The organism is Actinokineospora xionganensis (genome assembly GCF_014323725.1).
Taxonomy (GTDB): Bacteria; Actinomycetota; Actinomycetes; order Mycobacteriales; family Pseudonocardiaceae; genus Actinokineospora; species Actinokineospora xionganensis.
This window is the reverse complement of the sequence record NZ_JABVED010000006.1, coordinates 235241-246695: the sequence shown is the minus strand read 5'-3', so window position 1 is coordinate 246695 and position 11455 is coordinate 235241. Positions and strand designations below refer to the sequence as shown.

Here is an 11455-nt window from a genome sequence, read left to right as displayed (position 1 = left end):
ACCGCGCCACACGCCCGGACACAGAACCTCGAACGGCTGGCAACCCCCACCCGGGCAGGTTACCGGGCTGTGATGTCGGCGCCGTCGGCGCGGGAGGTGTGGTGGGGTGGGTGGCACGGCGCACCCCCAGGGCGCCATGCCACTTCCCCCCTTCCCCCGGATGACACGGTACGGACCTGTCCTGGCAGCCGGTCTGTACTGCCTGGACAGCGGGCCGGGCTGCCTGATGAAGCCCGCTACCTGCGTGAATCGCTCACCCGGTTGGACTACGATGAGCTGACCGGCAAATTGAACGCGGCAAGAGAGGGCACCGTCGAAATGACCGAGGAGTCGCCGATCCCGTTCGGCGAAGTCCTCCGGTCGCATCGGCTGCGGGCCCGGCTCACCCAGCAGGAGCTCGCGGAGCGCTCCGGCCTGAGCGTTCGCGCGCTGCGCTACATCGAGCGTGGCGGCGTCGATCGGCCCCGGCTCGACACGGTGCGTAGGCTCGCCGCCGCGGTCGGGGTGCCCGCCGACGACGCCACCTTCCTCGCCGCTGCCGCCGCCGTGCAGCAGACCCCCGCCCCGCGCGTGCGCGTCGGCATCCTCGGGCCGCTGTCGGTCGACCACGGCGACCGGGCGATCGGGGTCGGCGCGCTCAAGCAGCGGACCCTGCTGGCCCTGCTCGCGCTGCGGGTCGGCACCACGGTCCGACACGACGAGATCGTGGACGTGCTCTGGGGCGAGGACCCGCCGGAGAGCTGCCTCGGGCTGGTGCACACCTACATATCCCGGCTGCGGCGCGCGCTGACCGCCGCGAGCAGGCGCAACGCCGACGTGATCGCGTCCACCCCCGGCGGCTACCGGCTCGACCTGCGGACCGACCAGCTCGACATGGCCCGGTTCGACGACCTCGTCGCCAAGGCGCAGTCGGCCCGGCTCAGCGAACCGGACCGGGCAGCCGACCTCTACGACCGCGCCCTCGCCTCCTGGCGCGGGCCCGCGCTCTCGGACCTCCCCGCGTTGCGCGAGCACCCGGCGGTGATCGCGCTGAACGTGCGCAGGCGCGACGCCGTCCTCGCCCACGCCGACCTCGCGATCGAGCTCGGCCGCTTCGACGAGGTCGTGCTCAACACCCGCGGCCTGGTCCACGACGAACCGCTGCACGAAGGCCTGCACGCCCGGCTGATCCTCGGCCTCGCGGGCACCGGCGAACAGGCGGCCGCGCTGGGTGTGTTCGCCGACATCCGGGCCCGGCTCGACGAGGAACTCGGCATCGAGCCCGGCGCCGAGATCCGTCAGGCGCACCTGCGGGTGTTGCGCGGCAAGCCGGAACCAGCGCCGCAGCGCGCGCCCGCGCAACTCCCCGCCGAGACCCCCGGCTTCGTGGGCCGCGCCGACGCCATGGCCCGCCTCGACTCGCACCTCGCCGACCTCGACGGCCACTCGGTGGTCATCGCGGTCTCGGGCAGCGCGGGGGTCGGCAAGACCGCGCTCGCCGTGCGGTGGGCGCACCGGGTCCGGCCCCGGTTCCCGGACGGTCAACTCAGCGTCAACCTGCAGGGCTACGCCGCCGGCCACCCGCCGACCGTGTACGAGGTGCTGGTGCGCTTCGTGCGCGCGCTCGGCGTCGCGCCCGAACGGGTGCCCGCCGACATCGAGGAAGCGGCGGGCCTCTACCGCACGATGCTGACCGGCAAGAAGGTGCTGATCCTGCTGGACAACGCGGCCACCGCCGAGCAGGTGCGCCCGCTGCTGCCGGGATCGCCGGGGTGTCTGGTGCTGGTGACCAGCCGCGACCGGCTCACCGGCCTGACCGCCCGCGACGGCGCGCACCAGCTCCCACTGGACGTGTTGGCGCCGGAGGAGTCGGTCGACCTGCTCGGCAGGCTGGTCGGTGTCGCCCGCACCCGCCGTGAGGCCACCGCCGCCGCCGAGATGGCCGACACCTGCGCGCACCTGCCGCTGGCGCTGCGGATCGCGGGCGCGAACCTCGCCATCCGGCCGCTGACCACGGTCGCGGACTACACCCGGGAACTGCGTGACCGGGGCCGGATGGCAGGCCTGGCCGTCGCGGGGGACGAGTCCGCCGCGGTCCGCGTCGCGTTCGACCTCTCCTACACCAAGCTCACCCCCGCGGCCCGGCGCCTGTTCCGGCTGCTCGGCCTGGTGCCCGGCACCGACATCGACGCGCCTGGCGCGGCGGCCCTGGTGAGCGCCACGACCGAGGAGGCCGCGCGGCTGCTGCGCGTGCTCGACCACGGCAATCTCATCCGCGAGCACACACCCGGCCGCTACACCTTCCACGACCTGCTGCGCGAGTACGCGGCCGACCGCGCGGGCTTCGACGACGAAGACGACGACCGTCACGACGCCGTAGTCCGGCTCTTTGATCACTACCTCAAAGCTGTGCGCGCGCACAGCGCCGTGCTCTGGCAGGTCGAGCCCGCGGAGTCCGGCGGCGGTGAGCAGGCGGCGATCAGCTGGCTCGACGCCGAACGCGCGAACCTGGTGGACGCCACCCTCGCAGCGGGCGGCCTCGGGCTGCACAGCTACGCGTGGCGCTTCGCCGAAGCGCTGCGCAGCTACTTCTCCAACCGCGGCCACGGCGACGACGGCATCGCGGTGTGCACGGCGGCGCTGACCGCCGCCCGCAACGCCGGTGATGTCGACGCCGAGGCGTCCGTGCACGAGTTGCTCGGGCAGATCTACGGCAACCTCAGCGACTACGACAACGCCATCGAGCACCTGCGCTGGGCGCAGGAACTCAGCCGCGGCACCGGGAACCGCGTCGTGGAGGCCGCCGCCCTGCACAACCTCGGGCGCGCGTACTCGCAGATCGGACAGCCCGCCCAGGCGTCGGCGTTCTGCGAGGAGTCGCTGCACATCTACCGGGCCATCGGGAACCGGCGTGGGGAAGCGGCGGCGCTGAACTACCTGGGCATCGCCGCGCTGCTGCTGGGCAGGCCGCGCACCGCGCTCGACCGGCACGCCGAGGCGCTGGAGCTGAGCACCCGCATCGGCCACCGACAGGTCCAGGCCGCGGCGGCGCAGGGACTGGGACTCACCCACTGGGCGGTGGGCGATCTGGGCAAGGCCGAGCAGTGCTATCAGGACGCGCTGGCGGTGTGCAGGCGCTACGGCTACCGGCATGGCGAGGTCGCGATGCTGGTGTGCCTGGCCGAGACCGGCTGCGACCGCGGCACCCTGACCGAGGCGGCCGTCCTCGTCCGCCAGGCCATCGACCAGGCGCGGCAACTCGGGGTGCGCAGGCACGAGGTCAGCGGGCTCGACATCCTCGCGACCATCCAACTCCGCACCGGCGAATGGTCCGCCGCCGCCGACAACTACGCCGAAGCCCGCGGACTCGCCGAGGAGATCCGCTACAGCTACGGCGAGGCGTCGGTGCTCACCGGCATGGGCGCCCTGTGCAGGCGCACGGGCGACCGGGCGGGCGCGATCGATCACGGCCTGCGGGCGCTGGCCATGATCGACGAGACCGGCATGCGCCTGCTCGAGGCCCGCGCGCTGACCGAGGTCGCGCAGTCCTATCTGGACGCGAGCGACACCGCCGCCGCCCTCGAGTACGCCGACCGCGCGATCACCGTGACTGCCAGGGCGGGCCAGCGGCTGGCGCACGCGCGGGCGCTGCATGTGCGGGCACTGGTGCGGCAGGGTGAGGCCGATATGGACGGTGCGCGATCGGATTGGCAGAAGGCGTTGACTGTGTTCGAGGAGTTGGCGGTGCCGGACGCCGCGCACGTTCGCGCGCTGCTGTCCGCCTGGGCTCGTTAGCTCGCCTGGTTCGATCACAGGCCGTCCTTCCGTCGTTGCCGCCTCGACCACGTTCCCGCGGAAACGGGCGTGGTGGCAGGGGAAGCCGACCGGCTGTGGACGGTGCCTCGCGCGCTGTGGACTGCCGGGCGCCGCGAGCGGAAGGTGTCAGACCTGTGTGCTCAGTGCCGCGGAAAGCTCTAGCTCGCCTGCTTCGCCGCGGACTCACGCTTCGCGGCGGGAGCTTCCTGTGCCGAAGCAGAAGCCGCGGCCGTGTCTTCGCCCTCGCGGCGCGCGTGGGACCAGGCGACCGTCGCGGGGACCGCGATCAGCACGCCCAAGGCTCCGCCGATCGCGATCGTCGTGGCGGACGAGCCGATTCCCTGCGCCAGGGCGCCGCCCGCGGCGATGCCCAGAGCCTGCGCGACCCGCAGCCCGGTGCGCGCCGCGCCGAACGCGCCGCCGCGGATCTCGTTGGGCACGAGCGTGTTGAAGATGCCCATGACCGTCACCTGGTACGCGCCGACGAAACCGGCGACGAACAGCAGCACCAGCGCGAGCACCAGGGTCGGCTTCAGGATGAACAGGGTCAGCACACCCAGCGCCGAGGTCGCGAGCACACCGATGAGGCGGGCGCGGAGCGCGGCCGGAACGAAGTGGGAGATCGCGAAGGTGCCGACGATGAACCCGAGCGGGTCGGCCGCCAGCAGCAGGCCCACCGCCCCCGACGGCGCACCGATCTCCTTGGCCAGCGGAGCCGCGAGTCCCTCCGGGATCACGGCCAGCCCGACCAGCCAGGACAGTGTCACCAGGATGCGCACCTTGCGGTCGCCGAAGACCCAACGCGCGCCGTCGAGCCAACTGGTCTTCTCGGTGCTGGCGGGCGGACGGTCCTCGACGTAGCGGTGGACGAGCAGCGTCGCGACGACGAAGGTGGCGGCGTCGATGGCCAGTGCCGTGGACGTGCCGAGCCACCCGACCAGCAGACCGCCGCCGCCGAGACCGACCAGCATCGTGGTGTTCGTGGTGATGCCGCGCAGGTCCTGGCTGCGGAGGTAGAGGTCGTCGTCGGGCAGGATCTCCCGCGTAGTGGCGTTCTGCGCCGCCACCGCGGGGGACTGTAAGAGCGGGACCCCGATGACCAGCACGAACAGTGCGATCAACGGCATGTTCGGGATCGCCATCAGACCGACCAGCAGCGCCTGGCCCGCCGAGCACCACACCATGAGGGTGCGCCTGCGGTAGCGGTCGGCGAGGTGGGAGAGACCGAGGCCGCCCGCGAGCGCGGGAAGAAACGTCAGGGCGTAGATGCCCGCCGCGTACATCGCGTTGCCGGTGCGGTCGTAGACGAGGATCGCGAGCGCCACGCGGGTGAGCTGGTCCCCGGCGACGGAGAGGGCTTCGGTCAGCCAGAGCGCGCGGAACTCCAGGTTCGCGAGGGGCGCGAACATACTCGGTCCCTGTCGGCTCATGTTTTCTCCCTGTCCGCCCGGGGTTTACCCAGACGGGCCGATGGCACTCCTCCAGCACCAGGTGTGTGGCGCGGGCGGGTATGGCGTGATCTTGTCATTCGGTCACCGCTGCGTCGCTCAGAGTACCGGCACCGACGGGTCGTCCCGGGCGTCATTGGTAGAGTCCAAGGCCCGGAATCGGAGGATGCGTCCGTCCGGCGCAGCGTTGTCCGTCAGTTTCCAACCGTGCCCCCGCTGAATGGCCCACGCACTGGATAGCCGGGCCGAAAGCTGGGTGAACTGCGTCACAGCGGGCAAGTGGGGCGCGATAGTACGAAAGAGTGATCAACAACGTTGCGCGGCGTCACGTACGAGGCGAAACAGCGTCTTATGTGGTGAGAGGTCGTCCACGCTCGGCTTGCGCGTTTGCTCCATTCGGGCGCTGCTTGCTGTAGCGGACTCACTACTGTCGGCGTTAGCCGTACCGTGGAGTCCGCGAGTGGCGTCCCGCGATCGGGGACGGGTGATACGCCGAACCGCAGGTAGACGATGTTATGGGCGATGGGTCGGCCGAACAGAACACTGTGTCGGTCGGAAGGCATACGCTTCTCGGTAAGGCCGAAGTCCTGCGGAAACCGGAGGATGAACAGCGAGCAGAAGGGGAGGTCGCACCGTTGGAATCCACTGAACACGGGAACAGGCGGAAGACGCCTCCCGCTGCCGTGGAGGTGCGGGTCTCGTCGGCGAACACTGACGCGGCACGGTCACGGGTCACCAGTCGCGGATCATCTGGGGCTCCTGTGGTTGCTGGGGCGGGGACGGTTTCCGGGGTTACCAGTCGCGGATCATCTGGGGCTCCTGTGGTTGGCGGGGCGGGGACGGTTTCCGGGGTTACCAGTCGCGGATCAAGTGGGGCTCCTGTAGTTGCTGGGGTGGGGTCGGATTCGGAGATCACCAGTCGCGGATCATTCGAGACTCCTGTTGTCGCTGAGGTGGGGATGGATTCCGGGTTCACCAGTCGCGGATCATTCGAGGCTCCTGTCGTCGCTGAGGCCGGGACGCATTCGGGGATTACCAGTCGCGGATGCACATCGGAAGCTCCTGTTCTCGAAGAGGCGGGGGACTCGAAGATCACCAATCGCGGATCATCGGGGACTCCTTCCGAGGATTCGCCCGGTCTAACGAGCCTGAACGGCAACGATCACGCACCGACTCCACCTCCTCGCGACGGCGATCACCCACAAGGCGGGCAGGCCGGGCCGAACGGTACGGTTCATCGCGGCCGGATCCTGGGATTGCTCCGTCCACGGCTAAGTGTGACTGAATCGCTGCGCAGTGAACACCCTTCGCTCCGCTCGTTGCTTTCACCGCGACGCTGGGGCCTTTGGACGCTTCCGCGACCCGTTCTGCGGTACATCCTCGCCATCGAAGCGCTGACCGTTCTCGCCGCCGTCGCCCTGATCCTCACCGACGCGCCCGCGACCTCGATGGACTGGCGGGTGCTCGGGGCACTGGTCGGAGCGACCTCGCTGCACCTGTGGATCTCCCGCCGAACCGAGGAGACGCGCCGCGACAGCGGCACCGGTCCCCACATGGACACCACCACTGTCTGGGTCCTGCCCGCGATGGTGCTGCTGCCCGCGTGGATGGCGATCATCTCCTTGGTGTTGCTCCGGGCGCAGCTCTATCCGGTCGCGCGTCGACCGCTATACCGATACACCTTCGGCACCATGGCCGCCATGTTCGCCGCACTTATCGAGCTGGCCATCGTCCGCTATTCGGGCATCGACGTGGCCAGCGCGTTCGGCGCTCGCGAGGTTTTGGTGCTGGCGGGTGCGGGCCTTGTCTTCTTCGTCGTGAACGCTATCGCTATCGGCGGGGTCATCGCCCTGTCGACCCCGCAGCCGACCTGGCTGACGGTCATCGGCTCCGGCCGGGACAACGCGATGGCCGCGATGACGGTGTGCCTGGGCTCGATGGCGGCGCTCGCGGTCGCCCACGCCTGGCTGGCGCCGCTGTTCGTGGTGCCGCTGCTGGCCGTCCTCGACTGGGGCGCGCTGCAGATCGAGAACCTCAAGGGCGACGCCCGCACCGACCACAAGACCCAGCTGCTCAACAGCCGCGGCTGGCACGAGCAGACCGGCCGCGAGTTCGCCCGCGCCCGCCGTCAGCACTCGACGCTGTCCGTCGCGGTGATCGACCTGGACCATTTCAAGCAGGTCAACGACACGTGGGGACACCCGGCGGGCGACGCCGTGCTCCGCGCGGTCGGCGCGGTCCTGCGGGAGACGACCCGCCAAGGCGACGTCGTGGGTCGCTTCGGCGGCGAGGAATTCGTCCTGATGCTGCCCGACACCGACGCCGAACAGGCCGTGCGGGTGGCCGAGCGCGTGCGCCAGGGGGTGGCCGAGATGCACGTCGCGGCCACCGACAAGCGCGGCCAGCCGGTGCTCATCTCGAACCGCACGGCGTCGATCGGCATCGCGTCGGGCCCCGGCGCGACCGCCGATCTCGACGAGCTCCTGCGCTCCGCGGACGCGGCGGTCTACGAGGCCAAGCACGGCGGCCGCAACCAGGTCCGCTCAGCCGAATCGTCAATCCCGCACCACGCCGAATAGACCGCGCGCCTATACCCGGAATTCGGCTGGATTAAACCCGTTCGACACCGAAAGTCGGATGGGATCGAAGGAATTCGCTGTACCGGGGACTTCGCGCGACCACATCCAGATAAGCGGCGCCCGCGAGTTTCACCACCTGATCGGCGAACGCGGCCGCGGTGCCTGCCGGATGCCAGCCGATGAGGCTGCGCCACCGCAGCGGGTTGCCCGCGATGGGCCGCGTGACGATGCCGGGTGTCTGCCGGAACGTCGGCTGGCACAGCACGACCGCGTCACCGGCCTCGACCAGGTCGACGCAGCTGGCGCTGTCGGTCTCGTAAAGGGTCTTGGGTGTGAAACCGGCGCGGGCACACGCGGCGGCGAAGCAGTCGGCGAAGCAGCCGTCGCCGGGGGTGGCGCCCCAGTGGGTGCCCGCGAGGTCGGCCAGGTCCACGATGGGCCGGTCGGCGAGCGGGTGGTCCTCGGCCAGCATCACGAACACCGGGTCGGTCGCCAGGGTCCGCCACAGCAGGCCGGGCCGCGACGGCGGCGGCGCGTCACCGCACACCCCGACCAGGGTGTAGTCGATGCGGCCGTCGGCGACCATCCCGGCCAACTCCTCTGATGACCACGACGCGTGCGTGGTGACCAGCAGGTCCGGGTAGGTCGCGCTCACCTGGTGCACGAGGGCGCCGAGCACCGGCCCGTTCGCCGAGGCGAGCCGCAGCCGGGTCGGGGTGTCGCCCATGGTGTCCGCGCTGGCGAAGCGGGCGGCTTCCTCGCGCAGGTCCGACACGGCGGGCAGCAGCAGCCTGGCTCGCGCGAGAACCAGTTCGCCCAACGGTGTGACCCGGGCGCCGCGCCGGTCCCGTTCGAACAGCGCACCACCCAGGGCACGTTCGACACGGTGGAGTTGCGCGGTCAGCGCGGGTTGGGCGAGTCCCAGTGCGGCGGCGGCCTTGGTGATGCTTCCGGCGTCGGCGATCGCACAGATGATCCGGAAATGGCGCAGCTCCAACTCCATGCGCCCACGCTAAGGGGCGGCGTCCGCCCGGCGGAAGGGGTTGCGGCGAGCGAAGCCGTGGACGACCAGGGCGGCGACGAGTCCGCTGGTGGCGCCGACCGCCGCGCGGACGATGCCGACTTCGTTTTTCACCGCCTCTTCGACCTCGGCCATGCCGGTGATCGCGGCGTAGGCGGCGGTGACCGCGGCTGCCGCGAGAACCCAGCCGATCCCTTTCTCCCGCGCCTTTCGCGGAGCCTTTCGGTATTTCCCGGCGAGCGCCGCTGCGATCACCGACAGGCCGACGAAGCTGCACGCCACCTGGAGGAAGAAGAAGATCGGCATCTCCGGCCAGATGTGCAACCGGAGCAACGGGACGCGCTCTACGAAATAGCCGTGGCCGTGGGTGAAATTGTCCCAGATCAGGTGCGTGAGAATGCCGACCACCGCCGACACGACAAGAGAGATGCCCGGTTTGGGCGGGCGCGGGATGAATCTCCGCGGGGACAGCGCCGCCACGGCCGGTTCCATCGCGGCGTGCCACAGAATGAGCAAGGCGATAGCGATGGGCAGGGTCAGGGCGATGCCGGCCAGAGAATGGGTGAAGTCGCCGTTGACCGGTCGCAGCGCGAGGAAATAGGGCAAATCGGGGGCCAGCGCGCCCGCGACCATCGCCGACGGTGTGCCATAGCGAAACAGCGGCAGAACCGCGGCGGGATGGGCGAGTGTGAAAGGCATGGCCCCGATCGTGGCGGGCGGTTGTGGAGACGGAGTGGGGATCCCGTGTGCGTTCACCCGCGTTCTACCGAAGATCCCGCGAGGCTGCCGGAAAGGCAGCTCGGCTTCGGGTGAGCGATTGTCTGCCTGGCGGCCAAGACCACTCCGCGAGAGTGGGCGCGGTCGTGTGTCCGCGGGGCCAGGCCACCGCCTTTCGTTGCGGGCCGCCGAAAAGCCGAGGATTCGGGGGAGCGGCAGCGCTCTTGGGGGACCGTTGCCTGGAGACGGCCGGAGTCAGACCGGCGGGATGATTCCCGGGAAGTGGCCCACGGTTTCGCAGTGCGGGCACGGCCTGCCGTTGTCCACGTTGCGGGGACTGCCGCCGATCATCGCGAGTTTCGGGTCGGCGACCATGCCGCCGCCACCGCAGTACTGGCACACCGTGTGCACCTCGGCGGGGACTTCCAGGTCGTCGTCCTCGTCGTCCTCGTCCAAGGTGGGCTCCTCTGGCGGGTGGTGGCGGCCCCGCGATCCTTTCACCCCTCGGGTGACCGCGCTGGTGTGAGGGGGTGGCGCGGGTGACAATGCCGGGTGGCTTCAAGCGGGCTGGGCAGGCGCGGGCTGCGCCGGATCCTGGTGGCGATCGCCCTCGGCGGGATCGTCGCCACGCTCCTGCCTGGGCCGGACCAGGTGCCGGGCACACCGGTGGCCCAGGTGTCGACCGCCGCCCGGCTCGTTCCGGCCGGGGCGGAGCCAAGGCCGTGTCTGTGGCGGATCGCCGAGATGGCGCCACGGGCGCGGCTCGCGCAGTTGCTGATCATCGGGGTGGACCCGTCCGGGCCGGGTCAGGCGCTCGCCGCGGTGCGCGACGCGCAGGTCGGGGGGATCTTCCTCGGTGGTGAGGCCACCGAGATGCTGGTCGGCGGGCGACTGGCCGAGGTGACTTCGGCGGCCGTGCTGCCGCTGACGGTGGCCGTGGACGACGAGGGCGGTCGGGTGCAGCGCCTCGACCGGCTCGACGGCGACCTGCCCAGCGCCCGGGACATGGCGCGGACGATGACCGAGGGGCAGGTCCGCGTGCTGGCCCGCGACCGGGCGGGCCGGATGCGCGCCAGGGGGATCACCCTCGACTTCGCCCCGGTGGTCGACCTCAGCGCGGCGCCGGGGCCGACGGTGATCGGCGACCGGTCGTTCAGCGACGACCCGGCCACGGCCACCCGCTACGCGGGCGCGTTCGCCGACGGACTGCGCGACGGCGGGCTGCTGCCGGTCCTCAAGCACTTTCCCGGTCATGGCCATGGATCCGGCGACTCCCACAAGGCGGCCGTGCGCACCCCGGCCCTGGCCGACCTGGGCGGCGACCTGCACCCGTACCGCGAGTTGCCCAAGGCCGGGCCGGTGGCGGTCATGTTCGGCCACCTCGACGTCCCCGGGCTCACCGACGGTGTCCCCGCGTCGCTGCACCCGTCCGCCTACCGACTGTTGCGCGACGACCTGCGGTTCGGCGGCCTGACGGTCACCGACGACCTCGGCGGGATGCGCGCCGTCTCGGACCGCTACGACCTGCCGGAAGCCGTGCTGCTCGCGCTCCAGGCGGGCGTGGACATCCCCTTCTGGTCCTCCGGCGTGCGACTGACCGAGGTGCTCGACCGGCTCGAAGCGGCCCTGCGCGACGGCGAACTCGCCGAGAGCCGGGTCACCGAAGCCCTCGAACGGGTGCTGGCCGCCAAGTCCGCGTGCTGACTCACCGCGACATGCGTTCCCGGAGGCTGCGGGGGCGCAGATCGGTCCACACTTCCTGGATGTGGGCCAGGCAGACCTCCTTGCTCCCCTGGGTTCCTTCGTCGCGCCAACCCGCCGCGTTCTCCTTGGCCGCGGGCCAGATCGAGTACTGCTCCTCGTCGTTGACGACGACCTTGTAGTCGGTATCCATT

General features: G+C 70.9%; 8 protein-coding genes. 3 read left to right on the top strand and 5 right to left on the bottom strand.

Annotated elements, in window-relative coordinates; genetic code table 11:
- Window positions 1–318: 318 nt before the first annotated feature.
- The gene (locus GPZ80_RS13105; protein WP_187220603.1) at window positions 319–3774 is read left to right on the top strand and encodes a tetratricopeptide repeat protein; all 3456 of its coding nucleotides are present in this window, start codon (window positions 319–321) and stop codon (window positions 3772–3774) included.
- 179 nt (window positions 3775–3953) lie between these two features.
- On the opposite strand, the gene GPZ80_RS13100 is transcribed toward GPZ80_RS13105, so the two are convergent.
- Complete coding sequence (locus tag GPZ80_RS13100; protein WP_376771673.1) at window positions 3954–5225, bottom strand: MFS transporter; 1272 nt, start codon at window positions 5223–5225, stop codon at window positions 3954–3956.
- 1337 nt (window positions 5226–6562) lie between these two features.
- Here GPZ80_RS13100 and GPZ80_RS13095 point away from each other — a divergent pair.
- On the top strand, window positions 6563–7822 hold the full coding sequence (locus tag GPZ80_RS13095; RefSeq protein ID WP_187220602.1) for a GGDEF domain-containing protein: 1260 nt from the start codon (window positions 6563–6565) through the stop codon (window positions 7820–7822).
- A 31-nt stretch (window positions 7823–7853) separates the two neighbouring features.
- Here the strand turns inward: GPZ80_RS13095 and GPZ80_RS13090 are convergent, their stop codons facing one another.
- From GPZ80_RS13090 to GPZ80_RS13080, 3 genes are all read right to left on the bottom strand, one after another.
- On the bottom strand, window positions 7854–8825 hold the full coding sequence (locus tag GPZ80_RS13090; protein ID WP_187220601.1) for a LysR family transcriptional regulator: 972 nt from the start codon (window positions 8823–8825) through the stop codon (window positions 7854–7856).
- A gap of 9 nt (window positions 8826–8834) precedes the next feature.
- Window positions 8835–9542, bottom strand: a complete 708-nt coding sequence (locus GPZ80_RS13085) for a DUF4184 family protein (RefSeq protein WP_187220600.1) — start codon at window positions 9540–9542, stop codon at window positions 8835–8837.
- A gap of 273 nt (window positions 9543–9815) precedes the next feature.
- Window positions 9816–10016, bottom strand: coding sequence for a hypothetical protein (locus GPZ80_RS13080; protein ID WP_091383092.1), 201 nt, complete (start codon window positions 10014–10016; stop codon window positions 9816–9818).
- A 96-nt stretch (window positions 10017–10112) separates the two neighbouring features.
- Between GPZ80_RS13080 and GPZ80_RS13075 the strand changes: the two genes are divergently transcribed.
- A complete protein-coding gene (locus tag GPZ80_RS13075; RefSeq protein ID WP_312880291.1) occupies window positions 10113–11264 on the top strand; it encodes a glycoside hydrolase family 3 N-terminal domain-containing protein in 1152 nt (383 codons plus the stop codon).
- A 1-nt stretch (window position 11265) separates the two neighbouring features.
- On the opposite strand, the gene GPZ80_RS13070 is transcribed toward GPZ80_RS13075, so the two are convergent.
- Entirely contained in the window at window positions 11266–11454 is a 189-nt protein-coding gene (locus GPZ80_RS13070) for an MbtH family protein (RefSeq protein ID WP_187220599.1), read from the bottom strand.
- Window position 11455: the final 1 nt, after the last annotated feature.